24 protein-coding genes are annotated in these 24,242 nt (G+C 62.8%); 12 read left to right on the forward strand and 12 right to left on the reverse strand.

The genetic code is table 11. The annotated features are described in order from the left end of the window. Nucleotides 1-53: 53 nt before the first annotated feature. Nucleotides 54-1,250 (reverse strand): aminotransferase class V-fold PLP-dependent enzyme, encoded by a 1,197-nt coding sequence (locus BJG93_RS17890; RefSeq protein ID WP_027195644.1) that lies wholly within the window; start codon nucleotides 1,248-1,250, stop codon nucleotides 54-56. Between the two features lie 98 nt (nucleotides 1,251-1,348). After that, complete coding sequence (locus tag BJG93_RS17895) at nucleotides 1,349-2,644, reverse strand: L-fuconate dehydratase (protein WP_027195645.1); 1,296 nt, start codon at nucleotides 2,642-2,644, stop codon at nucleotides 1,349-1,351. Between the two features lie 191 nt (nucleotides 2,645-2,835). Here BJG93_RS17895 and BJG93_RS17900 point away from each other — a divergent pair, with 191 nt between their 5' ends. The 8 genes from BJG93_RS17900 (at nucleotide 2,836) to BJG93_RS17935 (ending at nucleotide 12,369) form a co-directional block, all read left to right on the forward strand. After that, nucleotides 2,836-3,597, forward strand: a complete 762-nt coding sequence (locus tag BJG93_RS17900; protein ID WP_027195646.1) for a GntR family transcriptional regulator — start codon at nucleotides 2,836-2,838, stop codon at nucleotides 3,595-3,597. 93 nt (nucleotides 3,598-3,690) lie between these two features. Further along, nucleotides 3,691-5,208, forward strand: a complete 1,518-nt coding sequence (locus BJG93_RS17905) for a sugar ABC transporter ATP-binding protein (protein ID WP_027195647.1) — start codon at nucleotides 3,691-3,693, stop codon at nucleotides 5,206-5,208. Nucleotides 5,209-5,221: 13 nt separating this feature from the next. Beyond that, nucleotides 5,222-6,250 carry an ABC transporter permease gene (locus BJG93_RS17910; protein ID WP_027195648.1) on the forward strand — a complete coding sequence of 343 codons (1,029 nt, stop codon included), beginning with the start codon at nucleotides 5,222-5,224 and terminating at the stop codon, nucleotides 6,248-6,250. Between the two features lie 120 nt (nucleotides 6,251-6,370). Continuing rightward, nucleotides 6,371-7,312, forward strand: a complete 942-nt coding sequence (locus BJG93_RS17915; RefSeq protein WP_027195649.1) for an ABC transporter substrate-binding protein — start codon at nucleotides 6,371-6,373, stop codon at nucleotides 7,310-7,312. Between the two features lie 218 nt (nucleotides 7,313-7,530). Continuing rightward, nucleotides 7,531-9,450, forward strand: coding sequence for a putative bifunctional diguanylate cyclase/phosphodiesterase (locus BJG93_RS17920; RefSeq protein ID WP_027195650.1), 1,920 nt, complete (start codon nucleotides 7,531-7,533; stop codon nucleotides 9,448-9,450). A gap of 115 nt (nucleotides 9,451-9,565) precedes the next feature. Further along, nucleotides 9,566-9,790 (forward strand): hypothetical protein, encoded by a 225-nt coding sequence (locus BJG93_RS17925; protein ID WP_027195651.1) that lies wholly within the window; start codon nucleotides 9,566-9,568, stop codon nucleotides 9,788-9,790. A 231-nt stretch (nucleotides 9,791-10,021) separates the two neighbouring features. After that, nucleotides 10,022-11,725 (forward strand): fibronectin type III domain-containing protein, encoded by a 1,704-nt coding sequence (locus BJG93_RS17930; RefSeq protein ID WP_027195652.1) that lies wholly within the window; start codon nucleotides 10,022-10,024, stop codon nucleotides 11,723-11,725. A gap of 203 nt (nucleotides 11,726-11,928) precedes the next feature. After that, a complete protein-coding gene (locus tag BJG93_RS17935; protein ID WP_027195653.1) occupies nucleotides 11,929-12,369 on the forward strand; it encodes a hypothetical protein in 441 nt (146 codons plus the stop codon). 77 nt (nucleotides 12,370-12,446) lie between these two features. On the opposite strand, the gene BJG93_RS17940 is transcribed toward BJG93_RS17935, so the two are convergent. Beyond that, nucleotides 12,447-13,598, reverse strand: coding sequence for a peptidyl-alpha-hydroxyglycine alpha-amidating lyase family protein (locus BJG93_RS17940; protein WP_027195654.1), 1,152 nt, complete (start codon nucleotides 13,596-13,598; stop codon nucleotides 12,447-12,449). 150 nt (nucleotides 13,599-13,748) lie between these two features. On the opposite strand from BJG93_RS17940, the gene BJG93_RS17945 reads away from it, so the two are divergent. Continuing rightward, the gene (locus tag BJG93_RS17945; RefSeq protein ID WP_027195655.1) at nucleotides 13,749-14,042 is read left to right on the forward strand and encodes a DUF1330 domain-containing protein; all 294 of its coding nucleotides are present in this window, start codon (nucleotides 13,749-13,751) and stop codon (nucleotides 14,040-14,042) included. 45 nt (nucleotides 14,043-14,087) lie between these two features. Here BJG93_RS17945 and BJG93_RS17950 read toward each other — a convergent pair whose 3' ends face one another. From BJG93_RS17950 to BJG93_RS17960, 3 genes are all read right to left on the reverse strand, one after another. Further along, entirely contained in the window at nucleotides 14,088-14,939 is an 852-nt protein-coding gene (locus tag BJG93_RS17950) for a carbohydrate ABC transporter permease (RefSeq protein WP_027195656.1), read from the reverse strand. Continuing rightward, nucleotides 14,936-15,826 (reverse strand): carbohydrate ABC transporter permease, encoded by an 891-nt coding sequence (locus BJG93_RS17955; RefSeq protein ID WP_027195657.1) that lies wholly within the window; start codon nucleotides 15,824-15,826, stop codon nucleotides 14,936-14,938. The genes BJG93_RS17950 and BJG93_RS17955 overlap by 4 nt, the downstream gene beginning before the upstream one ends. Nucleotides 15,827-16,000: 174 nt before the next feature. Then, a complete protein-coding gene (locus BJG93_RS17960; protein WP_027195658.1) occupies nucleotides 16,001-17,233 on the reverse strand; it encodes an ABC transporter substrate-binding protein in 1,233 nt (410 codons plus the stop codon). 316 nt (nucleotides 17,234-17,549) lie between these two features. Here BJG93_RS17960 and BJG93_RS17965 point away from each other — a divergent pair, with 316 nt between their 5' ends. From BJG93_RS17965 to BJG93_RS17975, 3 genes are all read left to right on the forward strand, one after another. Continuing rightward, nucleotides 17,550-18,323 (forward strand): SDR family oxidoreductase, encoded by a 774-nt coding sequence (locus BJG93_RS17965; RefSeq protein WP_027195659.1) that lies wholly within the window; start codon nucleotides 17,550-17,552, stop codon nucleotides 18,321-18,323. A 64-nt stretch (nucleotides 18,324-18,387) separates the two neighbouring features. Then, complete coding sequence (locus BJG93_RS17970; protein WP_027195660.1) at nucleotides 18,388-19,470, forward strand: ABC transporter ATP-binding protein; 1,083 nt, start codon at nucleotides 18,388-18,390, stop codon at nucleotides 19,468-19,470. A 95-nt stretch (nucleotides 19,471-19,565) separates the two neighbouring features. Next, entirely contained in the window at nucleotides 19,566-20,429 is an 864-nt protein-coding gene (locus BJG93_RS17975) for a MurR/RpiR family transcriptional regulator (protein WP_027195661.1), read from the forward strand. Between the two features lie 22 nt (nucleotides 20,430-20,451). Here the strand turns inward: BJG93_RS17975 and BJG93_RS17980 are convergent, their stop codons facing one another. The 6 genes from BJG93_RS17980 to BJG93_RS18005 all read right to left on the reverse strand — a co-directional run bounded on the left by BJG93_RS17980 (nucleotide 20,452) and on the right by BJG93_RS18005 (nucleotide 24,219). Next, nucleotides 20,452-21,096, reverse strand: a complete 645-nt coding sequence (locus BJG93_RS17980; protein ID WP_027195662.1) for a trimeric intracellular cation channel family protein — start codon at nucleotides 21,094-21,096, stop codon at nucleotides 20,452-20,454. Then, entirely contained in the window at nucleotides 21,093-21,278 is a 186-nt protein-coding gene (locus BJG93_RS17985; RefSeq protein ID WP_027195663.1) for a hypothetical protein, read from the reverse strand. Before BJG93_RS17985 ends, BJG93_RS17980 begins: the two co-directional genes overlap by 4 nt. A gap of 58 nt (nucleotides 21,279-21,336) precedes the next feature. Then, the gene (locus BJG93_RS17990; protein WP_027195664.1) at nucleotides 21,337-21,792 is read right to left on the reverse strand and encodes a MarR family winged helix-turn-helix transcriptional regulator; all 456 of its coding nucleotides are present in this window, start codon (nucleotides 21,790-21,792) and stop codon (nucleotides 21,337-21,339) included. Between the two features lie 96 nt (nucleotides 21,793-21,888). Beyond that, nucleotides 21,889-22,416: a GNAT family N-acetyltransferase gene (locus BJG93_RS17995; protein ID WP_027195665.1), complete on the reverse strand. Its 528-nt coding sequence runs from the start codon at nucleotides 22,414-22,416 to the stop codon at nucleotides 21,889-21,891. Beyond that, nucleotides 22,413-23,000 (reverse strand): helix-turn-helix domain-containing protein, encoded by a 588-nt coding sequence (locus BJG93_RS18000; protein ID WP_027195666.1) that lies wholly within the window; start codon nucleotides 22,998-23,000, stop codon nucleotides 22,413-22,415. Before BJG93_RS18000 ends, BJG93_RS17995 begins: the two co-directional genes overlap by 4 nt. Nucleotides 23,001-23,085: 85 nt before the next feature. Beyond that, nucleotides 23,086-24,219: a M23 family metallopeptidase gene (locus BJG93_RS18005; protein ID WP_027195667.1), complete on the reverse strand. Its 1,134-nt coding sequence runs from the start codon at nucleotides 24,217-24,219 to the stop codon at nucleotides 23,086-23,088. Between the last annotated feature and the right edge of the window lie 23 nt (nucleotides 24,220-24,242).

Here is a 24,242-nt window from a genome sequence, read left to right on the forward strand (position 1 = left end):
ACAAGAGGCTTCTATTCGTTTGACTGGCGCAAACTTCCGTATGACTCGAGTGCTCAACGCGCCAACGTCCGTATCCCAGCCAATAATTTGTCAACTTCGGCGCCGGTGGTCAGGTAGCTGACCGACGCGCGCGCGATCTGCGTCAGTCCTCGGCTCGTCATGTCGAACGGCGTATAGGCGACGCCATTCGAACCGATCGCGATGCCCTGCGCCGCCAACGTGTGTCGCACTGACATCGCATCGAGTCCCGCGACGTTGAACGACACCAGCCCGGATCGTTCGACACCCTGGTCGAGTACGGAAACGCCCGGCAGCGCGGCCAGTTGCTCGCGCAAAGTCTGCGCGGTTCGATCGATCTGCGCGCGGATGTTGTCGATGCCGATGTCCAGCGCTTCCTCCAATGCATTCGCCAATCCGCAATGCAGGGCAAGCGACGCTTCCGACGATTCGAACCGCGCCGCATCGTCGCGCAGTATCGGGTCGCCCTCGGCATCGAGCGGCGCGGAGTGCGTGTCGACGAACGCCGGCATCAGCCGAGGCAGAAAGTCCCGCCGCACGTATAACAGCCCGGTGCCGCGCGGTCCGCGCAGTGCCTTGCGGCCCGCGCCCGCCAGCACATCGCAGCCGACTTCGACGACGTCGATCGGCAGTTGCCCGACGGCCTGCGCCGCATCGATGAAATACGCAATGCCGTGACGGCGTGCTATCTGCCCGATTGCGGCGGCGGGGTTGATCAGTCCGCCATTGGCCGGCAGCCACGTGAGCGCGATCAGTCGGACGCGGTCGTCGAGCATCGCTTCGAGCGCGCGAGGATCAACCCTGCCGCTGGCATCGGAAGGGATCGTCTCGATCGATGCGCCCGCGCGCTGCGCCAGAAGACGCATCGTCGCGAGATTGCCGCCCCATTCGTGCCGCGCAACGAGGATGCGCTGCCCTGCGAGCCACGGACCCAAGGCCGCGAAAGCTGCGCCCCAGCCCGCCGAGTTGCCGGTCGTCAACGCGATCTCGACGGGCTGAGCGTTCAGCAGTCGCGCGGCGAGCGTGCGCGCCCGCTCGGTCTGTTCGCGGGCAGCCGCGCCTGCTTCCATCGGTCCCATCGACGCTTCGCGCAACAGATGCGCTTGAATCGCTTCGAGCGTGGCGGCGGAAGGCAGCGACGCCCCGGCATGATTGAAATGCGTGGTACTGCGAACACCGGGCGTGCGGGCGCGCATTGCGTCGATGGCGGCGGGCGACAGTGGAGAAGACATTGGTGGCTCAGAAGGTATGAGTTGAATTCAGACGTTTTTCAATGCGACAACCGCGTCGACTTCGGACACGAGGCGAACAGAACCCTGGCCATGCAGCTTTATTCCTGCCACGCTTCTCCTTGCGGAAACCAGTACCTGTCCAACGACGCCTCCAATATCTCGATGCTATATCCGGCACTTTGCGGCGGCATATAGCGCCCGTTGCGAATCACGACGGGGTTCACGAAATGCTCGTGCAAATGATCGACATATTCGAGCACGCGATTCTCGAGCGAGGCCGACACGCAGATATAGTCGAATAGCGAAATATGCTGCACGTATTCGCACAAACCGACGCCGCCCGCATGCGGGCACACCGGCACGCCGAACTTCGCGGCCATCAGCAATACGACGATCACTTCATTGAGTCCGCCGAGCCGGCAACTGTCGATCTGGCAGAAGTCGATGGCTTGCGCTTGCAACAGCTGCTTGAACATCACGCGATTGTGGCAATGCTCGCCGGTTGCAACGCCAATCGAGCCGAGCCGCCGGCGAATCGCCGCATGACCGAGGATATCGTCCGGACTCGTGGGCTCCTCGATCCACCACGGGTCGAACTCGGCGAGACGGCGCATGTTCGCGATCGCCTCATCGACGTCCCACACCTGATTCGCGTCCATCATCAGCTTCAGGTTCTCGCCGATCTCTTCGCGCAGAATGCGCGCGCGCCGCACATCTTCTTCCAGATCGCCGCCGACCTTCTGCTTGAAATGCGTCCATCCCTGCGCGACACCCTCGCGCGCGAGACGGCGAATCTTGTCGTCGTCGTAACCGAGCCAGCCCGCGGACGTGGTGTAGGCCGGATAGCCTTGCGCGAGCATTTCTTTTTCGCGCTCGCCTTTGGTCCTGGCGTGCCGGTGCAGCATGGCGAGTGCTTCGTGCGGCGTGATCGCGTCGGTCACGTAGCGAAAGTCGAGGCAGCGCACGAGTTCTTCCGGACTCATGTCGACCAGCAGCTTCCACACCGGCTTGCCGACGGATTTCGCCCACAGGTCCCACACCGCGTTGACGACCGCCGCGGTGGCCAGATGAATCGCGCCTTTGTCCGGACCGATCCAGCGTAGTTGGCTATCCGAAGTAAATGCGCGCCAGAAAGCGCCCATATTCGCGGTGATATCTTCGAGCGTCTTGCCGACGATCAACGGCGTGAGGGCATTGACGGCCGTCACGCAGATTTCATTGCCGCGGCCGATCGTGAACGTGAGGCCGTGGCCGGTGAGATCCGGCGTGTCGGTTTGGAGCGTGACATAGGTGGCGGAATAGTCCGGCGCGGCATTCATCGCGTCGGAGCCGTCCAGCGAACGTGAAGTGGGAAAACGGATGTCCCGAACGGACAGCCTTGTGATCGTGGTCATCTGCGCGCCCTCCGGGGCTATGGCTATCGGCTTGTCGTCTGCGAACGCAGACGGATCGGCTACCTGCGCACCTTCTCTGCGTGCGCGTTCCTGCTGCGCGTACGGGTAAGCCCGCAGTTCCCAGATACCAGGCATCCCTTGGTATTCCCAGGCATTTGTACGCGTTGACAACATCGCATTCACTTTCTAGCATGCTAGCATGTTCTCTCGAAATCAAGGGCTTCGTGACCTCCTCAGCCGAACTTGAGAATGCCGCCGGCAATCCTTATGTCGCACTGCAAAAAATCGGCGGTGGCGAGCGCGGTAGTTTGACCGACGCGGTTGAGGCGGCGTTGCGAGAAGCGATTGTTACGTTGGCCTTGGAGCCCGGCATGATGATCGACAAGATGGCCGTATGCGAACGGATGGGTGTGTCGCGCTTTCCGGTGTCCTCCGCGTTGGCGAGGCTTGCGCATGCGGGGCTCGTCGAGGTATTGCCGCAGCGCGGCACGCGCGTCAAACCGATTGCGCTCGACGACATCCGCCAGCATCTGTTCATCCGCAGTGCACTGGAAGTCGAGACGGTGCGTGGCGTGGCGCTGCTGCGCGACCGGGCGACGCTCGACGCATTGGCCGGCAATCTCGACGAGCAGCGCAGCGCGGCTGGAAGTGGCGAACGTCTGGCGTTTCATGCGCTCGATCTGGCCTTCCATGAAATCCTGCTGGACGCGGTGAAACTGCCGCGCGTCAAGGAAATCGTCGCGGTGTCTCGCAATGCGCTGGACCGCGCGAGGCAACTGCTCGCGAGTCCCGAACGGGTCGTGCATACGCTCGAAGAGCACGAGAGCATCTTCAAGGCTCTTTGCGCCGGCGACGGCGATGCGGCCGCGAAAGCAATGCACGATCATCTCGACCAGGTCGTCGCCGAGTTGCACCGGTCCGCAAAAGAGCGGCCCGACCTGTTCGCGCCTTGAATGAAAGCTGGAAATGAAAGCCGTTGTCCAAGCCATAAAAGGCTCCACCGAAAAAACGTTGGTGATATAGGCAGCCGTCGAACAGATCAGCACATGAACCCACTCATTTCCGTCAACAAGCTTTGCAAGAGCTTTCCGGGCGTCAGAGCGCTTCACGACGTCCGCTTCGAAGTCATGGCCGGCGAGGTCCATGCGCTGATGGGCGAGAACGGCGCGGGTAAGTCGACGCTGATGAAAATCCTCGCCGGTGTCTATACGCGCGATTCCGGCGAAATCTTCTTCGACGGCAAACCCGTCGATTTTGAAGGGCCGCGCGACGCGCAGGCGGTCGGCATCGGCATCATTCATCAGGAACTGCAACTGATGAATCATCTGAGCATCGCGCAGAACATCTTTATCGGCCGCGAGCCGCGCAAGGGTCTCGGTCTGTTCCTTGACGAAGATAAGCTGAATGCGCATGCGCGCGAGATCCTCGCCCGCATGCACGTGAAACTCGATCCGCGCACGATGGTCGGCACCTTGACCGTGGCGAGTCAGCAGATGGTCGAGATTGCGAAAGCACTGTCTTTCGATTCGCGCGTACTGATCATGGACGAGCCCACGTCTGCGCTCAACGATGCCGAGATCGCCGAGCTGTTCCGGATCATCCGTCAATTGAAAGAGCGCGGCGTCGGCGTCGTCTACATCTCGCACAAAATGGACGAGTTGAAGCAGATCACCGATCGCGTCACCGTGATGCGCGACGGCGAGTATGTGGCCACCGTGCCGACCGAGAGCACGAGCGTCGAGACGATCATCGGCATGATGGTCGGACGTACGCTGAGCGATATCACGCCGGTCGAGAACGCGCCGGTCAAAGGCGAGCTCGCGCTCGAAGTGAGAAATCTCGTTGCGGGTCCGCTCGTGCGCGACGTCAGCTTCGAATTGCGCAAGGGCGAAATACTTGGCTTCGCCGGCTTGATGGGTGCGGGCCGCACGGAGGTCGCGCGCGCGATATTCGGTGCGGATCCGGTCGAATCGGGCGAGATTCTCGTGAAGGGCGCGAAGGCGTCGATCAAAAAGCCCAGTGATGCGGTCAAGCGCGGCATCGGCTACCTGTCCGAAGATCGCAAGCGCTTCGGTCTCGCGACAGGAATGGATGTCGAATCGAACATCGTGATGTCCGATCTCGGCAAGTTCCTGTCATTCAATATGTTCCTGCGCCGCGGGCAGATTCGCAAAAGAGCGCAGCACTTCATCAAGCTGCTTGCGATTCGCACGCCTTCAGCGACGCAGCAGGTGCGGCTCCTGTCCGGCGGCAATCAGCAGAAGATCGTGATTGCGAAATGGCTGGAGCGCGACTGCGACGTGCTGTTCTTCGACGAACCGACGCGCGGTATCGACGTCGGCGCGAAAAGCGAAATCTACAAGCTGCTGCGTTCGCTGGCGGCGCAAGGCAAGGCGATCGTGATGATCTCATCCGAGCTGCCGGAAGTTCTGCGCATGAGCGACCGCATCGTCGTGATGTGTGAAGGCCGCATTACCGGCGAGCTATCCGCCAGCGAAGCGACGCAGGAGCGCATCATGCATCTCGCGACGCAGCGCGAAACCCTGAAAACGGCACAAGCCTGAAGAGGTCTACGACATGACATTGCAAACGGATACCGCGACGCTGGACAATGAAAGGCGCACTTCCGGCCTGAAAGCGCGCATTTTCGCGCCGACTGCGGTGCAAAAGATGCTCGCGTTCGCGAGCCTCATCCTGCTGCTGGTGTTCTTCAGCTTCGCGTCGCCGGCATTCATGCAGATGGACAATATCCTCGGCATCTTGCAGGCGACCGCGGTGAACGGCGTGCTGGCGATCGCTGCGACCTTCGTGATCATTACGGGCGGCATCGATCTGTCGGTCGGTACGTTGATGACGTTCACCGCCGTGATTTGCGGGGTGTTTCTCACTTACTGGCATCTGCCGATGTGGATGGGCGTACTCGCGGCACTCGCCACGGGCGCGGTATGTGGCACCGTATCGGGCACGCTGACCGCGAAAATGAAGATCCCGCCATTCATCGCGACGCTCGGCATGATGATGCTGCTGAAAGGGCTCTCGCTCGTCGTGTCGTCGGATAAGCCGATCTATTTCACCGATACCGAGAACTTCTACCGTATTTCTCAGGACTCGCTGATCGGCTATTTCCTGCCGAGCGTGCCTATTCCGAATGCGGTACTGATCCTGTTCTTTCTCGCGATCGTCAGTTCTATCACGCTCAATCGCACCGCGCTCGGCCGCTATACGTTCGCGCTCGGCAGCAATGAGGAAGCGGTGCGGCTTTCGGGCGTCAATGTCGATCGCTGGAAGATCGCGATTTACGGCGTGGGTGGCGCGATCTGCGGTATCGCGGGTCTGCTGATCGCATCGCGGCTCAATTCGGCGCAACCAGCGCTCGGCCAGGGCTACGAGCTCGATGCGATCGCGGCAGTCGTGATCGGGGGCACCTCGTTGAGCGGCGGCTCGGGCACGATACTCGGCACCATCATCGGCGCTTTCATCATGAGCGTGCTGACCAACGGACTGCGCATCATGTCGGTCGCGCAGGAGTGGCAGATCGTCGTGACGGGGCTGATCATCATTCTGGCGGTGTATGCGGATATCCTGCGGCGCCGCCGGAGCAGTTGACGCGGGAACAAGGAAGCAGCAAATCAGCAGCAAACCCAGAACCATGAGCGAGAGGGACGCGCGAAGCGCCCCCCTGAAGCTCGATAGCGGCTTGATAGCCCAACCATTGGAGGAGGCCCCATGTTGAAGAGAAGACTAATCGGTATCGTGGTCGGTGTCGGTGCACTCGTCGGCGGAAGTTGTCTCGCGTATGCGGACGAGCCGTACATTCCGCTGATTTCGAAGGGCTTCCAGCACCAGTTCTGGCAAGCCGTCAAATCGGGCGCCGAGCAGTCCGCGAAAGCGAACAAGGTCAGAATCACGTTCGAGGGACCGGAAACGGAAGCGATGGTCGACAAGCAGATCGACATGCTGTCGGCCGCGCTCGCGAAGAAGCCGCAGGCGCTCGGTATCGCGGCGCTCGACAGCAAGGCGGCGATCCCCTTGCTCAAGCGCGCCCAGAACGACAAGATTCCGGTGATCGCATTCGACTCGGGCGTCGACAGCGATATTCCGTTGACGACCTGCGCGACGGACAACCTCGCGGCCGCCGCGCTCGCCGCCGACAAGATGGCCGAGCTGATCGGCAACTCCGGCGAAGTCGCCGTGATCGTGCACGATCAGACGAGCCGTACCGGCGTCGATCGCCGCGACGGTTTCGTCAATCAGATGAAGTCGAAGCATCCGAACATCAAGATCGTGTCCGTGCAATACGGCGCCGGCGATCACCTGAAGTCCGCAGAAATCGCCAAGGCGATGATTCAGGCGAATCCGAACCTGAAGGGCATCTTCGGCGCGAACGAAGGTTCCGCGGACGGCGCGGCGATCGGCGTCAAGGAATCGGGCAAGAAACTGGTGCTGATCGGCTTCGACTCTGGCAAGGAGCAGAAGGACAACATCATGTCCGGCCTGATGGCTGGCGCGATCACGCAGAACCCGGTCGGTATCGGCAAGTGCGTGGTCGACTCGGCGGTCAAGGCGCTGCATGGCGAGAAGCTGCCGAAGAAGATCGACACCGGTTTCTATTGGTACGACAAGACCAATATCAACGATCCGAAGATCGCAGCCGTGCTGTACGACTAAGCAAGGCCGGCGATCGCGACTCGGCAAGCCGAGGCTGCCGGAAATCATCAAGGAGGAAGAGCCGCGCTCTTCCTCTTTTTTATTGCCGTTCCGCAACGGCTACGGGTCATTTCACGCCATTGCATGCATTAATCTGATACTTTATGTTTATGTAATTGCTGCAAGAGCCGTCCATTCGCATGCCGATTCGGACCCACTCACCGTCGAATGCGCAGGTCATGGCTTTTACCGAACCAAGGTCTCCATTTTTCAAGTGGGTTGTGTCCTCAGCCCAGAACCTGAGTCCGGACAACCGGCAGGTCCTGCTTGCCAATCTGTTCACGCGAACCGCCTCCATCGTTTTCGCGTCGATTTGCGAAATCAGCGTTTGCGCGACCGCGTATTATCTTTATCCGATTCCGCTGTATGCCGCGTGGGGCATTGCCGTCGTCGCGTTGCTGATCGCGCGGCTCGTGCTCATCTGGCTATGCCGAAAGCGCGCCGCGCAAGGGCTGCCCACGCCGACTTCCGCGTTTGTTCTCGCGAGTCTCTTGTGGAGCGCGCTATTCGGTTTCGGCACAATGCTGTGCAATATCAGTGGAAGTCCCACGCTTTTTCTGCTTGGAAACGTTTGCGCGGTCGGCGTAATCGGCGGATTGGCCGGCCGCAATGCGAGCACGCCGCGGCTCGCGTTATTGCAGATCGTGTTTATTCTCAGCTTTCTGAGTGTCGGCGCGGCGATGTCGCCGGGCAACGGCAAGCTCGTGCTGCTATTTCAGGCGCCGTTTTGCGCGGCCGGCTTTTTCACGGTCGCGCTGCGTAGTAATCGCGACACCGTCGCGTTGCTGCTCGCGCGCGAAAACAGTCATCGCCTCGCGCGCCAGGACAGTCTGACCGGTATGCCGAATCGCGCGCGTATCAGCGAACTACTGCTCGAACGCACCGGCGAGAGTTCGACGCGGGAGCGCGAGGCGTTCGCGGTGCTGCTGATCGACCTCGATGGCTTCAAGGCGATCAACGACAGTCTCGGCCACGCCGCCGGCGACCAGATTCTGCAGGAAGCGGCGACGCGTTTGAGCGATCTGCTGCCGAGCGGCGATCAGGTTGGCCGCCTGGCCGGCGACGAGTTCGTCGCGATTTCGGACGACGCCGGGCAGCTTCGCGACGTGCGCGTGCTGGCCGATCGCATCGTCAGAACACTGGCGCGGCCGTTCGTGTTGAGCGAAGCGCTCGTCCATATCGGCGCGAGTGTCGGCATTGCGCTCTACCCCGAACATGCGAAAACGGGCCCGCAATTGCTGATCTGCGCCGACCGCGCGTTGTATGGCGTCAAGCGCAGCGGCAAAAGCGCGTTCGCGATTTTCGATGCCGAGAAGCACGCTTCCGACGAAAGCCTGAGCCTGTTGCGCAGCGACCTGGAAGGCGCGCTGAAGTCGTTCAATGGTTTGCGCATGGCGTATCAGCCGATCATCGATCTGAACACCGGCGCGGTGGCGGGCCGCGAGGCGCTGATTCGCTGGACCCATCCGACGCGCGGCGAGCTGCCGCCGTCCTCGTTCATTCCCACCGCTGAGCGCACCGGCCTGATCCTCGCGTTGGGCGAATGGGTGTTGCTGCAATCGTGCATGTCAGCGGCGACGTGGCGCGACAAGGTGATCGTCGCGGTCAACGTATCGCCCGTTCAATTGCGTGAGGAAGCGTTCGCATCGACGGTGACGGCAATACTTCGAAAAACGAAGCTTCCGCCCACGCGGCTCAATCTCGAAGTCACGGAAACGGCGCTATTGGACGACGACGAAGTGACTCGCCGCAATATCACCAGGTTGCGCGCATTAGGCATCGGGCTCGCGCTCGACGACTTCGGCACGGGCTTTTCGACGATGTCGACGCTTGTGCGCTTCTCGTTCGACAAACTGAAGATCGACAGCTCGTTCGTCCGCGAGTCGGTGCATGGGCGCGAATCGGCGGCCGTGGTGCGGGGCATCGTCGCGCTTGCGCGCGAGATCGGCATGCCGACCACGGCCGAGGGCATCGAAACCCAAGAGCAGCTCAATTTCGTGCGCGTCTGCGGTTGCACGCATGCGCAGGGCTATCTTCTGGGCAAGCCGATGTGCAGTGACGAAATCGAGCAGTGCGAAGCGGCGCCCGCGCGTGTGTGAGGCAGCCGCTTACATTTCACTCCGAAAGCTTCATCGTCAAACGGCTTAACATTCGACGACACGCGACGCAGTTCGTGAGACGATGCAGTTTCACTTATTTTTGTAGGGGTGCGACATGGGACTTCTTGACGAAGTGGGCAAGATTGCCGGTGCGGTTGCCGCCGTTGAAGCCGCCGAGAAAGTCGATCCGGAAGCGGGTCTGCTGACGAAAGGCTTGGCTGCTATCGCGGGTTTCGAAGGCGCCGGCAAGCTTGAATCGCTGGTGGAAAAGAAAGAAGAAGAGAAGCAGGACGACGCCGCCAACGCTCAAGCCGCGGACGATACCAGCTCGCAAACCTGAGCGGACGTCAAGCCGATTGCCGGTTGCACGCGCGTGATCGAATCACGCGCTGCACCGGCAATTTGTTTTTATACCGGTTCCGATATCAATCCCCCTTCCGCTGTTCACCCGATGTTTTCATCGGGCTGTCATCGCCGTCCGGCTACGATCGTCCGTCACCTTGCGTCCGCGCGCGCCTCGCGGGGCGTTGTTTTGCGCTGGCATTCTTCCACCTGGACAACCCTACCGGACATGTCGAACAGAAAAATCGTCAAGACACCGCCTGCCGATGAGCACGGTGCATCGATCGTCTCGCGTCGCGGCTTTCTGAAGTTCGCCGGCGTATCGAGTCTCGCGACGGCGGCGGGCGCGCTCGCGTCGACCGCGCGCGGCGCGAATAGCGGCACACCCGACGGCACCCCCGAGCAGATTCATCTCACCTGGGGCAGCGACCCGACGAGCGAAGTCACCGTGTCGTGGTCGTCGCTCGCGCCCGCGGTCAATCCGCAGGTTCGCGTGAGCGGCGCGAACAGGGATCACGCGAAACATACGGTTCACGCGGTGCAAAACACTTACACCGATGGCATCAACGGCGAGGTCGTGTTCAATTATCACGCGCGCGTGCGTGACCTGAAGGCCGACACGAGTTACCAGTATGAAGTCACGGCCGATAACGACGGCAACGCAGCGCAACCGTTCACTGCGAGTTTTCGTACTGCGCCGCGCGGGCGCGCGCCGTTTCGCTGGACGAGCTACGGCGATCTCGCGACGCCGAATACGAACTGGGTGCTGTCGTCGCCGCAAAGCCGCTTCGCGGTGGCGGCCGTCGAGCGCTTCGAGCCGCTGTTCCATCTGCTGAACGGTGACCTCTGCTACGCGAATCTGAACCCGACGCAGCAGCCCGAGGTGTGGCGCGACTTCGGCAACAACGCGCAGACGTCGGCGGCGAACCGGCCATGGATGCCTTGTCCGGGCAATCACGAGCTCGAATTCAACAACGGCGAGCAGGGCCTTGCGTCGTATCTGTCGCGCTACATGCTGCCCGATAATCGCACGCGATTTCCGGGCCGCTGGTACAGCTTCCGCATCGCCTCGGTACTGTTCATTTCGCTCGATGCGGACGACGTCGTCTATCAGGATGCCGCCGCTTTCGTCGCCGGTCCCGCGCCGCTGACGCCGGTCGCGAGTACCGGCAATCCGCCGATTCCGGCGGGCACATCGCTCTACGTGCGCGGCTACAGTAATGGCGAACAGACGCGCTGGCTCGAAAGAGTGCTGCAGCATGCGTCGCACGATGACGACGTGGACTGGATCATCGTGCAGATGCATCAGGATGCGCTCAGTTCGTCGAAGACCGGCAACGGTTCCGACAAGGGCATTCGCGAAGCGTGGCTGCCGCTGTTCGATCGCTATGGCGTGGACCTCGTGCTGTGCGGTCACGATCACGACTACGAGCGCAGCTATCCGGTGCGCGGTTGCAATCACAACAAGGGCACCGACATCGCGACGGGGCGCCCGGTCGATACGTTGCAGCCCAAGCCGATCATGTCGGCGGTATCGGCGGGTGCATCGACGTTCGATACGAGCCACGGCACGATCCACCTGATTCTCGGCGGCGGCGGCACCAGCGCGCCGCTCGACGTGTATGGCGTCGATACCGGCACGGGCCTGCCGCAGGCGCGCATCTTCACGAAGCCGAATCGCCCGATGCCGTCGACGACCGCGGGCACGTTCGTGCGCGCGAGCGCCGATGCGGTCGAAGACGCGATCTGGTCCGCGCAACGCGACACCGGCACCGGCTACGGCATCGCGGTGTTCGATTACGATCCGGGGCAGCCTGGCGGCGATACCACGATCACGATGAACTACTACCATGCGCCGGGCGCGGATCAGACGCCGACACCGGACTATGAACTGTTCGAGACGATCGGGTTGCGGAAGAAGCGGCGCGGGTAGAACCAAAGATTCGCATCGGTAATCGGCATTCATTTTCCATGGGCCGCTCGTCATGAGCGGCCCTTGTGCTTTGACGCCCACCGCAACGAACCCGTCCCATTCATTTTTGTTACACGTCTTACCGACACTGATCGTCGCGGTTACAAAGCCCTTTCCAAAGCCCCGTTATACTCGGCGCCGTCTCACTAAAACAAAGACCCGATATGTCGAAGAAAATCATTCAGATGGTTGCCGTGGCTGCATTGAGCGCCGCGGCGTCGTTGCCGGCATTCGCCGGTGATATGAACAACATGCTCGGCGGCGCCCTCGGTGGCGTCGCCGGCGCGGCGGTCGGCGGCGCGGTGGGCGGCAGCACCGGTGCGGTGATCGGCGGCGCGGTGGGCGGCGGGGCGGGCGGCGCGGTCACGTCGAATCGCCGCGAGCGTACCGGCGCAATCATCGGCGGCGCGCTGGGGGGCGGGGCGGGCACCGCGGCCGGCAACGCGATGGGCGGCCGCACCGGCGGGCTCGTCGGCGCGGCGCTCGGCGGCGGCGCGGGTTCGGCTCTCGGCGGCAACGTCTCGCGCTCGAACTCGTACGCGAATGACTACTCCCGCGGGTACCAATCGGGCAAGCACCATCACAAGCATCGTCGTTACGACTGAGACGGCTTGACATCGACGGGACCAGTCCGCGAAGGATCAGGGCCGCCCGTCGCGCACCGCGGCGGCCCTACCGTCTATCACGCACGCAGAACCAGTTTCTGAATGCGCCAGTTCAGCAACTCCGCAACGACTAACACGTTCTGCGCAGGACACGCCATCTGGTGAATCCAGCCGAACTGCTTCGGCTGTTTGCCCGTTTTGCCGAGTACACCGAGCACTTTGCCGTCGAGCGTCATCTTGTAGATGCGGCCCGGAAACGCATCGGCGCTATAGAGCACCTGATGCGGTCCCGGGGAAATGCAGATCGCCCACGGCGAGCCCGGCGCGAACGTGCCGGCGGCGATGTCCGCTTCGCTCGGCAGGTTGCCGATCGCGGGGCGCGCGTCGGGCGGCACCGGCACATCGATCGTGAACTGGCGCAGGAAGGTGCCCTCGGTATCGAACACCTGGATGCGCCTGTTGCTGCGATCCGCCACGTACACGTGGTCGTTCGCATCGACCGCGATGCTATGCGGCGTATGAAATTGCCCCGGACCCGTGCCGCGATCACCCCATGACTTCAGCCAGTTGCCGTCGCGATCGACTTTCGCGATGCGCGAATTGATGTAGCCGTCGCTGATATAGGTATTGCCCGCCTTGTCCCACGCGACGTCGGTCACCTGACGGAAGCGTCCGGGCTCGGACGGCAGCGGCGGATTCGGATGCTTGAGTGGCGCGGTGCCTTCGTCCGACGCCTCCTGCTTGCGGCCGAACACCATCGCGACGCGTCCTTCCGGCGTGAACTTGATCACCATGTCGGAACCCTTGTCGGTGACCCAGATGTTGTCGTGCCGGTCAACCTTCACCGTGTGCGCGAACGACCACGCATACAGCTTGTGGCCGATCTCGCGCACGAAGCGTCCGTCGGGTGCGAACTCGAGCAGTTGCGCGGCGGCCGCGCCATACGCGGGCCCGCTCGTGTTGCCGCGCGACAGCACGAAGAGGTGGCCATGCGAATTGAGCGCGACGCCGGAGCATTCCCCGAAGTACATGTCGTTCGGCAAACGTACCGGATTGGGAATCGAGTCATAAGCTATCGTCGGCACGGTGGGGGCATCGGCCGCGAACGCGGACGGCATCGCGAGTCCGGCGGCGCTGCCCGCAAGCAGGCTCATGAAAGTTCGCCGGCTCATCGCCCGGTGATCGGCACCGCCGCAGCATGCACACAACGACTCGTATCGCTCGCTCATTCGCCGTCTCCTTGAATGGTCCGTCACCTGGAATGTGCACAAGCAATCCTAGTGCACAAAACGTTCAATAGCGAACCACGCGAACAGCCTGCGCCTCTTTGCTACTATGTAAGACCGCAACAGCCAGGTCCATTACACAAGGAGATTCGAATGAGCAAAGGTTATTGGGTGTCGTCGTACCGCAAGACGAACGACCCGCAGAAACTAGCCGCATACGCCCAACTGGCTCCGGCCGCGGTAGCGGCGGCGGGCGGCAAGTTTCTGGTGCGGGGAGTGGCGGACGAGGCGCGCGAGCAGGGCCTCAAGGAGCGCACGGTCGTGATCGAGTTCCCGACCTACGAGCAAGCCGTGGCCGCTTACGAAAGCGAGGAATACAAGAAGGCGCTGGCCGCATTGGGCGATGGCGTCGAGCGCGATCTGCGCATCGTGCGCGGCACCGACTGACGCGAGCCGCAACGAAACACTGCGCGGCACGCGCCGCGCAGCAGCTTACTTCACCGCGCCGAGCGCGAGGCCCTTCACCATATAGCGCTGCAACCACGCAAACACGATCGAAACCGGCAACGTCGCGCCCAACGTCGCGGCCATCACCAGATGCCATTCGACCACGTACTTGCCCGCCACCATATCGGTCACCTGCACGGTCAGCGTCTTATTCTCCGGCGAGCGGATCAGCGTATAGACGACCGCGAACTCGTTCCACGCATTGATGAACGTGAAGATCGCGGTCACGACGATCGCCGGCACCGCGAGCGGCAGAAACACCTTGAACACCGCGCGCGTGCGGCTGCAGCCTTCGAGCCACGCGGATTCCTCGAGATCCTGCGGCACGGTCTGAAAGTACGACGACAGCATCCACACCGCGAACGCGATATTGAACGCGGCGTACGACACGATCACGCCGATCCTCGAATCGACCAGGTTGCCGTCGCCCCACGGAATCATCGCCGCGAGCCGGAACAGGCCGACCACCAGCAGGATCGGCGAAAGCATCTGCGTGACGAGCAGGAACTGCCGGTAGAGGCCGCGCCCGCGAAACGGGAAGCGCGCGAGCGCGTAAGCGGCGGGCAAGCTGACCGCGAGTGCGAGCGCGGTGGACAGGAAGCTGATGATCGCGCTGTTGCGCAGCGCGACACCGAAGTTGGCCGCGTCCCACATGTCGACGAAATTGCGCCACTGCCAGTTCACTGGCAGCCAGCGCGCCGGATAGACGAAGATCTCCGACGCGGGCTTGACCGCGGTGAAGAACATCACCGCGAACGGAAACAGCACGACGACCACGAGCGGCGACAGCGCGAGCCAGCACCACAGCGAGCGTTTCGTCTTCGCGCTCAGACTCATGACGTCACTCCTTCTTTCGCGGGTTGCAGACGCAGATAAGCGATCGAGAACACGAACAGCATCACCAGCATGATCAGCGACACGGCGGCTGCTTCGCCGGGGCGTCCGAGCCGGAAGCCGAGTTCGTACAGATAGGTGACGAGGATGTGCGTGCTGTTGTCCGGGCCGCCTTGCGTCATGACCCAGATGATCGGAAACGAGTTGAACACGTAGATCACGTTCAGCAGGATCGCCATGTTGATGAATGGGCGCAGCAGCGGCATCGTCAATTGACGGAATTGCTGCCAGGCGCTCGCGCCGTCGATACGCGCGGCTTCGTAGATATCGCCAGGCACCGACGACAGGCCGCCGAGAAAAATCGTTACCGTGAACGGAATCGACACGAGAATGCCGACCGCGATTTCGACGGGGAACGCGAACTCGGGTGTCGCGAGCCAATGAATCGGGCCACCGATCAGCCCGAGCCGCTGCAGCGTAACGTTGACCATGCCGTAGTCGTCGTTGAAGGCCCAGCGCCATACGACGGCCGTCATCGTCAGCGAGACGGACCACGGCAGCATCACGATCGTGCGCGCCGCGCCGCGGCCGTGAAAGTCCTGATTCAGAATCAGCGCGACCGGGACCGAGATCAGCACCGTGCCGCCCACCACGCACACGGTCCAGATGATCGTGCGGCGTACGGAAGCGAGAAATACCGGGTCCTCGAACACGTTGATGAAATTCTGCGCGCCGGTGAAGTCGCGTATCGCACCGAAGCGCGAGACCTCATGCAGCGATTGCCACACGATGTTGAAAATCGGATAGCTGATGATGAACAGCGCGAGCACGAGGCTCGGCGCAATCAGCAACCAGGGCGCGTGCGCGCGCGGAGAAACGGAACGGCTCATGCGTGCTCGATCGTAAGACACGCCCGCCTTGAAACGGCAGGCGCGACGGAATGGGCCGGAGAGTGCATCGTGCCGCGTCGGCTCGATTGCGCGGGTGGCGCGGCGCAGCGCGCGACGCCGTCGTAACGGCGCCGCGCGTTGCCTGTTCGCCTCGCTATTGCCAAAAGCCGCGTATCAGTGACCGAGCGACTTGTTCGCCTGCGCAGCCGCCGCATTCAACGCGTCAGCCGGTTGCGCCTTGTTCAGGTAAATCGCCTGCATCGCGTCGGTCACGGCCTTCGCGGTGTCTTCCCAGCCGGTCACGGTCGGCGCGAAGTGAGCGGTGGGCAGCAACGCGATGAATGCCTTGAGGTCCGGGTCGTTGAACGCCGGGTCCGTCGCTTCGGCCTTCGTGGTCGGCAGGAAGCCTTCGGTCGTCGTGAACTCGACGCGCGGTTCCTTCGTGAACAGATAGTCGAGGAACTTCCATGCGGACTTCTTCACCTTCGAGTTCTTGAACATCACGATCGAGTCGGTGACCGCGTAGGTGGCGTGCGTCGTACCCATCGGCACCGGATCGATGCCGTACTTCAGATTCGGCGCTTCCTTCTTGATCTGCTTGGCGAGAAACGGCGCGGAGATCACCATCGCGACGCGGCCCTGCTTGAACAGGTTCTGCACGTCCTCGCGGCTATAGCCGGTGACGCCCGGTTGCGTGAGGCCCTGGTCGATCATCTGCTTGTACATCGTCGCGGCCTTCACGCCCGCGGGCGAATTGAACGCGGCCTTGCCGTCCTTGCCGACCACGTCGCCGCCCATCGTCCACAGCGCGTAGTAAAAGTAGACGTCGGTTTCGATTTCCTTGCCTTGCAGACCGAAGCCGGCGATGCCTTGCGCCTTCAACTTCTTCGATGCGTCGATCACCTCGTTCCAGGTCTTCGGGCCGTCGGGGTAGCCGACCTTCGCGAGCAGATCCTTGTTGTAGTACAGCGCGCGGGCGGAAGCGGCGATCGGCAGCCCGTAGGTCTTGCCGTTGATCTGGCCAGGCGCCAGGAACGGACCGATGAAGCGGGCCTTGAAGTTCGCGTCCATGTAGCCGTCGAGCGGCTCGGCGACGTCGTCCTTCACGAAGTCGAGCAGCCAGCGCGTGCCGACGATTGCGAGGTCGGCGTTGGCGCCGCCGGAGATGTCCGTTTGCAGCTTCTGTTGCAGCGTGTCCCAGTTCACGTCTTCAATCTTGATGGTCGTGCCGGGATTGGCCTTCTCGAAGTTGCGGGCCATTTTCTCGAAGTACGGCGCGGTCGCGTCGCTGTAGTGAGCGACCGTCACGCGGACCGTGTCGGCGTGAGCCGAGACGGCGATACCTGCAAACGCGAGCGCCACGGCGACTTTGCCTAGCGCGAGGGAAGCACGGGCATGCAACGACATTTTTCTCTCTCCTGGGTGGTTTGCTGCCGTCGCCGGCCGCCTGGGTACGTTGTTTGAAAAAATCCTACATGACGCAAAATAGCTTGTCACGTAGGGTCTGCGATATTTTTTCTCGGGCCGTTTTGTGCATAAGATGCTGTAAAGCATGGGCTATCGTGTATTTCGCGGTGGCGTGAAAGCCCACTCTTCGGGATCACCCCATAGCCCTCGGTCGTTGCGGATGTAGGAAATTTACAGCACCGCGCGCGGCGCATGCGGGCTGGCGGAAGGCGACGGCAAGACGGCTGAAACAGCCGGGAGAACGAGCGAGGATCACATGGATCGTGTCGTATTGGTAACGGGCGCATGCGGCGGTATCGGCAGTGTGTTGTGCGAGCGCTTCGTCGAGGCGGGCGACACCGTGCTCGCGCTCGACATCGACGCGGCCGCGCTGCAAGCACTGAGCGCGCGACTCGGCGCGGACAAGGTCGCGCCGGTCGCGGTCGATCTCGGCGACGCCGCCGCGGTGCAGCAGGCGGTGGCCGCCGCGGTCGCGCAGCGCGGCCCGGTCGACGTGCTGGTCGCGAACGCGGGCGCGGCGCTCGGCGCGTCGCTCGCGACCACCGACGCCGCGAGCTGGCACCGCGACATCCATCTGAACCTGAACGGCACGTATCACACGGTCGAGGCGGTGCGCGCGTCGATGATCGAACGGCAGCGCGGCTCGCTCGTGCTGATCGGCTCGGTGAACGGTCTCGCCGCGCTCGGCCATCCCGCATATAGCGCCGCGAAGGCCGGCTTGATCAGCTATACGAAGGCGCTCGCGATCGAACTGGGCCGCTACGGCATTCGCGCGAACATCGTGTGTCCGGGCACGGTGAAGACGCAGGCATGGCAGGCGCGCGTCGACAAGAACCCGCAGGTATTCGAGGAACTGAAGAAGTGGTATCCGTTGCGCGACTTCGCGACGCCCGACGACATTGCCGACGCGGTGCTGTTTCTCGCGTCGCCGCAAGCGCGCGTGATCACCGGCGTCGCGTTGCCGGTCGATGGCGGCTTGATGGCGGGCAACCGCCTGATGGCGGAGGAGCTGACGCTCGAGTCGTTCTGAGCCGCGCCCGGCGTGCGCAATCCGCTACCCGCAATACGATACGCAGCAAGACAATGAGGACAGCATGGCAGCAGTGCAACTGAGCGGCATCTTCAAACGCTATGGCGACACCCAGGTCGTGCACGGCATCGATCTCGACATCGACGACGGCGAGTTCGTCGTGCTGGTCGGTCCGTCCGGCTGCGGCAAGAGCACGCTGATGCGGATGGTGGCCGGGCTCGAGGAAATCAGTGGCGGCGATCTGATGATCGGCGGCACGCGCGCGAATACGCTCGCGCCGCAGCAGCGCAATATCTCGATGGTGTTCCAGAGCTATGCGCTGTATCCGCATCTGTCGGTGTACGAAAACATCGCGTTCGGTCCGAGAATTCGCCGCGAATCCTCGGAAAAATTCAAGCCGCGCATCGATGCGGCCGCGAAGATGCTCAACCTCAGTGACTATCTGGACCGCTTGCCGCGGGCACTGTCGGGCGGTCAACGGCAACGGGTCGCGATGGGCCGCGCGGTGGTGCGCGAGCCGTCGCTGTTCCTGTTCGACGAACCGCTGTCGAATCTCGACGCGAAGCTGCGCGTGCAGATGCGCACCGAGATCAAGGCGCTGCATCAGCGCTTGAAGAACACGGTGATCTACGTCACGCACGATCAGATCGAAGCGATGACGATGGCCGATCGCATCGTCGTGATGAACGCGGGACGTATCGAGCAGATCGGCCGTCCGCTCGAACTCTACGACCGGCCGGCGAATCTGTTCGTCGCGAGTTTCCTCGGCTCGCCGTCGATGAATTTCGCCGAGGGCGTGATCGTCAATCGCACGCAGGGTACGGGCCTCGCGTTGAAGCTCACGGACGGCAGAGAGGTCGCGCTCGAGCGCACGCCCGCGTCGGCTGTGGCCGGCGCGAACGTCACGCTCGGTGTGCGGCCCGAGCACATCGAGATCACGACGCAGATACCGGATGCCGCGCTCGACGTCGAAGTGATCGAGCCGACTGGCGCCGAGACGCATTTGTACGGAAAAATCGGCGGCACGACATGGTGCGTGACCACGCGCGAACGCTCGAAGATCGATCCCGGTCAGCGTGTCGCGCTGCGTCTGCCTGCCGAACACATTCATCTATTCGATACGGAGAGTGGGCGCAGGCTGGTCTGAACCGCGTGCGGCCTGAATGTTGATCGGGCCGCCTGAAGCCGAAGCAGCTGCGAGCGACGCGGATCCATATGTAAACAGACCCTAAGGAACACCGGGTGTCCGCACCGAATTTGATTCCCCATATCCGCAGCGCACTCGCGAATCTGCGGCCCGCCGAGCGCAAGGTCGCCGACATGGTGCTCGCTGACGTCGACTTCGCGATGCGCGCAAGCATCACGGAACTCGCGCAGCGCGCCGAAGTGTCCGAGCCTTCCGTCACGCGTTTTTGCCGCGCGATCGGTGCGCATGGCTTGCGCGACTTCAAGATGCACCTCGCGCAGAGCGTGGCGGGCGGGCTGCCCTATGCGTCGACCGCGGTCGCGCGCGACGACGACGTGCAGACCTTGATGAACAAGGTCGGCGAAGCGGCGATCGACGGCATCACGCATGCGCGCGGGGCGCTCGACCCTGCCGTGGTCGAAAGCGCGATCGCGGCACTTTCCAGCGCCCGGCGCGTGTTTTTCTTCGGCGTGGGTTCGGGCTCGGGGCTCGTCGCGCAGGATGCGGCGCTGCGGTTTTTGCGTATCGACATCGCCGCGGCCGCGTTTACCGATGGGCATTTGCAGCGTCTTTACGCCGGCCTGATGGAGCCCGGCGACGTCGCGTTTGCGATCTCGCATTCGGGCCGCAGCGTCGAGGTCAACGAGAGCATCCAGATTGCGAAGGAGCGCGGCGCCACGACGATCGCGCTGACCAACGTCGGCTCGCGGCTCGCATGGCTCGTCGATATTCCGCTGCTGCTGCGCGTGGCGAGCCCGATCGATCCGAACACGCCGGGCGTGTCGCGGCTCGTGCATCTATGCATCATGGACGCGCTCGCGATCGGTGTCGCGCTGAAGGCCGGGCCCGAGACGCTGGAGAAGATGCGCCACGCGAAGGCGCGGCTCATGCCGCGCGAGCCGGAAGGAGCGGGCGAGTAAAGCGCGCGCTCGGCTCACGGTGTCATGGGTTGTCGCGCTTCTCGGCCGTGCGTCTGCCCTGGAAGACCGGCAGCCGCCAGCCGTAGCGCAGCGACGCGAGCCGCACCAGCACGCACGCGAGGGTCGCGAACCACGGCGTCCACCAGTCGGTCCAGCCCGCATACGAAAAGCCGACCTGCACCGCCGCGCCGAGCAGCGCGGCCGATGCATAGATCTCGCGCTCGAGAATCGCGGGCACGCGCGACAGCACGACGTCGCGCATGACACCGCCGCCCACCGCGCTGACGATGCCGAGCAGCATCGCGAGCTCGGCATTGTGGCCGTACGCGAGCGTTTTCTGCGCGCCCGACACAGCGAACAGACCCAGCCCGATCGCATCGAAGAACAACACCGGCTGACGCAGCCGGCGCACCTGCGGATACGCGAGAATGGTCACCGCCGACGCGGCTAGCGCGGCGGCCAGATATCGCCAGTTGGAGAGCCCCGCGGGCGGGATCGCGCCGATGCATAGGTCGCGCACGATGCCGCCGCCGCACGCGACCATGAAGGCGATCACGACGATGCCGAACAGGTCGAGTCGTCGTTGGCGCGCGGCCACAGCGCCACTGATCGCGAACACGAAGGTACCGATCAGATCGAAGATGGTATAGACGGCGTGCGAATTCACTGAGTAGTTTCGTGTTGGTCGAGCGAGGCACCGCCGGTGCACGGCAGGGCTTCAAGGTCCATGCGCAGCTTCGGGTCGAGCACCGGTGCGAACTTCGGCGAATGGTCGCCCGGCAGTTCATGGGCGCGCTCGCTGAACTGCTTTTCGAATGCGCTCGACATCGTTTCGATCGGCTTCGGCATGGCGGGATGCTTGTCAGCGTGAAGGCCAGAGAGAAAGCGGCGAAATACGGATCGTCTGTCAGGATCCCGCAGGCGGCGTGCTTGCGGACTCGCTTTCGAGCAGGCTGTGCGAAAGCTTGCCGAGCAGACGCTCGAGCGTTTTGCGTTCGTTCTTGCTGAGCGCCTTCGCGAGCTCGACTTCGAGGTCGGTGCCGACCGCTTCGGACGCCTGCGCGACGTCGAGCCCGTGCGCGGTGGCGCGCAACGCGATGCTACGGCGGTCCGACGCATGCATGTTGCGCGTGATCAGGCCGCGCGTTTCAAGCTCGGCGAGGACCTTGGAAAGCAACGTCTTTTCGATCAGCGCGCGCTGCGAAACGGCCTTCGGCGTGATGTCGGGCTGCGAGCATACGAGGCGCAGCACGCGCAGCGCACGCACGTCGAGATCCCAGCGCTCGCGGTAGACGATGTTCGCGCGGTTGATCAGCAACGCGCTGGTCAGGTCGAGCCTGAAAGTCAGGAAGTCCGAGTACAAGAATTTGCTCCGCTGTCGACCGTCATACGCAGTGCGGCATTATAGGCAAGTAGTTGAAAATTTCAAATACTTGCGCGGAGCCGACTGCCTTCGAAGTCAAAGCTGTTTGCAATAGAACGTCGTGGCACAGAACTCGCCGTCGGGCATCAGCGCGTAATTCGGCACGCTGCCGACGCGTTGCCAGCCGGCGCGCTGATAGAGCCGTTCGGCATCGCCACCGGTGACGGTGTCGAGCACGAGAACCGATTTCTTCTCTTCCCGTGCGATGCGATCGAGCTCGGTCATCAAAGCATGCCCGACGCCGTGCCGGCGCGCCTTTCTGTGCACGAGCATCTTCGCGACATCGGCGCGATGCGGCTGATTTTCGGGTTGCGCGGTGATCAACTGCACGGTGCCGATGATGCTGCCATCTCGATCTTCAGCGATCAGCAAGGCGCGCTCACCGCGCGCGACGCCCTCCGCGACGTCGCGCCAGAATCGGAGCGCCGTGTCGCGCGAGATGGGCAGCATGAAGCTGACCGACGCGCCACCTTCCACGCAGTCGATGAGCACATCGGCGAGCGCTTCGACGCAGGCCGCGGCTTCGTTTGCGCCGACGCGCCGTACGGTCGCGCTATCGATCATCCGTTTCTCCGTTCATTGACTGGCGCTGTGTTCAGCGCAACGAGATAGCGCGCGCGTTTGCGAGTGTGGTTGCGGAACACGATCGGGCTATCGAGCCGCATCGCGAGACAGTCGCCTGTCTTGAGGCGCCAGCTCACGTCGCCGACCGTGATTTCCATCGAGCCGTCGAGCATCCACACCTGTTGATGAATGTCGACGTCGCGCGCGCCGGTTTCGTAACTGACGCGCTGACCCGCGGGGAAGGTGACCTCCACCAACTGGATCGCCGAGCGCGCGGTCGGCGATAGATGACGCCGTACGTAACCGGAGCTCGGATCGGTCCATACCACCTGCTCGGACGAGCGACTGACCGGCGACGGCTCGGTAACTGGTGCGTCATCCTGCTCGAATAGCGATGCGAGCGGCACGTTCAACGCGGTCGCGAGCTTGTCGAGCACGGTCGCGGTGGGGCTGCTCTGCCCGCGCTCGATCAGCGAGATATTCGAGCGGCTGACCTTGCTGCGTTCAGCCAGTGCATCCAACGACCAGTTCTGCGCATCGCGCAGCGCTTTGACCCGGCGTGCGATCAGGGCGTTGATGTCCATATGTTCCAGTTTAAGAGACGGTGTTTCCAGTAAAATAGACAATGATTTTATTGTTGTCAATCCAGGGCACGCGCGGTGTCGTGCGTCAAACCAACGAGCCTTTCCTGTTTCCAGCGCGATTCGCTGTGCCTTCAGCATTCGACGCCATTCTGACCGGCGGAGTATCGGCGGGCAACGCCGCGAGTCTTTCGAGCAGGGCGCCTGTCATGCTATCGAACGCGATCCGTTGACTTGCCGTGAGCGGCGCAGCGCGGGTTCGGCTCGTCAACGTGAGCGGATCGACCGGTCGATCGTGCTTGCGCACCTCGAAATGCAGATGAGCCCCCGTGGCTGTGCCGGTACTGCCTACCGCGCCGAGGGGCTGTCCTCCAGTCACCGGCGCGCCGACGCGCAAGTCGCGGGCGAAGGCCGACAGATGCGCGTAATGCGTCGTATAGCCTCGCGGATGACTGAGCTCGACGATCTTGCCGTAACCGCTTCTGAAGCCAACGAACCGCACGGTTCCCGAGGCGGCGGCGGCGACAGAAGTCCCCATGGGTGCGGCAAAGTCCACACCTGTGTGCATCAGATGCTTGCCCTTGACCGGATGGTGTCGGTAGCCGAATCGCGAACTGACCCGAGCGTGACCGAGCGGCATCGTAAAGGGCTTGTCGGTGAGCCGCCGTCCGTCGAATGAGTAGTAGTCCCCATCGGTGTGCCCCGGCGCGATAAACCATACGGCCTGGTAGACTTGACCGCGTGACCTCAGTTCGACGGCCGTGAGACGCTTGCGCGCTGTCGTTGTATCGTCGCGTCCGTAGAGGACCTGGTAGGTGTCGCCCTTCTGCGCGGGGGCGGCGAGATCGAGCTGATGCGCAAAAATATGCGCGATTTGTTCCTGTATATCCATCGGCACGTTGGCCCGTACGAGCGTGTCGTGCAATGTGCCATCGATGCGCCCCGCGTATGACCCGCTATCGGCCTCCGGCATGCGAAGCGGCGCAGCGTCAGACAGCTCACTATGCCCGGCTTTGCTAACAGGCTCGTCAACAGCCGGCACGATCACTTCCGAGGTCAGGGAAGATCGGATTGCGCTCGATGTGCCCAGCAGCGCAGCGATGCCGCATAGCAACACGGCACGCGCTGAAGATGTAAATCGGCAATTCATCGAATGGCCCACGGTGACGGAAATAGCGCGGGCGCAGCAGCAGGCATGACGTAGATAGGAAACGCGCATCATTGCAAACCTCGCAGTCGGAATAA

Origin of the sequence: Paraburkholderia sprentiae WSM5005, assembly GCF_001865575.2 — a bacterium.
In the GTDB taxonomy this organism is placed as follows: domain Bacteria; phylum Pseudomonadota; class Gammaproteobacteria; order Burkholderiales; family Burkholderiaceae; genus Paraburkholderia; species Paraburkholderia sprentiae.

What these genes read in the sequence shown, in the direction of transcription:
- BJG93_RS17970 (WP_027195660.1), top strand. Translation starts at nt 18,388, where the DNA reads ATGGCAGCAGTGCAACTGAGCGGCATCTTCAAACGCTATGGCGACACC.
- BJG93_RS17915 (WP_027195649.1), top strand. Translation starts at nt 6,371, where the DNA reads ATGTTGAAGAGAAGACTAATCGGTATCGTGGTCGGTGTCGGTGCACTC.
- BJG93_RS17985 (WP_027195663.1), bottom strand. Translation starts at nt 21,278, where the DNA reads ATGCCGAAGCCGATCGAAACGATGTCGAGCGCATTCGAAAAGCAGTTC.
- BJG93_RS17945 (WP_027195655.1), top strand. Translation starts at nt 13,749, where the DNA reads ATGAGCAAAGGTTATTGGGTGTCGTCGTACCGCAAGACGAACGACCCG.
- BJG93_RS18000 (WP_027195666.1), bottom strand. Translation starts at nt 23,000, where the DNA reads ATGGACATCAACGCCCTGATCGCACGCCGGGTCAAAGCGCTGCGCGAT.
- BJG93_RS17950 (WP_027195656.1), bottom strand. Translation starts at nt 14,939, where the DNA reads ATGAGTCTGAGCGCGAAGACGAAACGCTCGCTGTGGTGCTGGCTCGCG.
- BJG93_RS17900 (WP_027195646.1), top strand. Translation starts at nt 2,836, where the DNA reads ATGCTAGCATGTTCTCTCGAAATCAAGGGCTTCGTGACCTCCTCAGCC.
- BJG93_RS17925 (WP_027195651.1), top strand. Translation starts at nt 9,566, where the DNA reads ATGGGACTTCTTGACGAAGTGGGCAAGATTGCCGGTGCGGTTGCCGCC.
- BJG93_RS17935 (WP_027195653.1), top strand. Translation starts at nt 11,929, where the DNA reads ATGTCGAAGAAAATCATTCAGATGGTTGCCGTGGCTGCATTGAGCGCC.
- BJG93_RS17955 (WP_027195657.1), bottom strand. Translation starts at nt 15,826, where the DNA reads ATGAGCCGTTCCGTTTCTCCGCGCGCGCACGCGCCCTGGTTGCTGATT.
- BJG93_RS17995 (WP_027195665.1), bottom strand. Translation starts at nt 22,416, where the DNA reads ATGATCGATAGCGCGACCGTACGGCGCGTCGGCGCAAACGAAGCCGCG.
- BJG93_RS17940 (WP_027195654.1), bottom strand. Translation starts at nt 13,598, where the DNA reads ATGAGCGAGCGATACGAGTCGTTGTGTGCATGCTGCGGCGGTGCCGAT.
- BJG93_RS17895 (WP_027195645.1), bottom strand. Translation starts at nt 2,644, where the DNA reads ATGACCACGATCACAAGGCTGTCCGTTCGGGACATCCGTTTTCCCACT.
- BJG93_RS17910 (WP_027195648.1), top strand. Translation starts at nt 5,222, where the DNA reads ATGACATTGCAAACGGATACCGCGACGCTGGACAATGAAAGGCGCACT.
- BJG93_RS18005 (WP_027195667.1), bottom strand. Translation starts at nt 24,219, where the DNA reads ATGATGCGCGTTTCCTATCTACGTCATGCCTGCTGCTGCGCCCGCGCT.
- BJG93_RS17930 (WP_027195652.1), top strand. Translation starts at nt 10,022, where the DNA reads ATGTCGAACAGAAAAATCGTCAAGACACCGCCTGCCGATGAGCACGGT.
- BJG93_RS17905 (WP_027195647.1), top strand. Translation starts at nt 3,691, where the DNA reads ATGAACCCACTCATTTCCGTCAACAAGCTTTGCAAGAGCTTTCCGGGC.
- BJG93_RS17965 (WP_027195659.1), top strand. Translation starts at nt 17,550, where the DNA reads ATGGATCGTGTCGTATTGGTAACGGGCGCATGCGGCGGTATCGGCAGT.
- BJG93_RS17890 (WP_027195644.1), bottom strand. Translation starts at nt 1,250, where the DNA reads ATGTCTTCTCCACTGTCGCCCGCCGCCATCGACGCAATGCGCGCCCGC.
- BJG93_RS17960 (WP_027195658.1), bottom strand. Translation starts at nt 17,233, where the DNA reads ATGTCGTTGCATGCCCGTGCTTCCCTCGCGCTAGGCAAAGTCGCCGTG.
- BJG93_RS17920 (WP_027195650.1), top strand. Translation starts at nt 7,531, where the DNA reads ATGGCTTTTACCGAACCAAGGTCTCCATTTTTCAAGTGGGTTGTGTCC.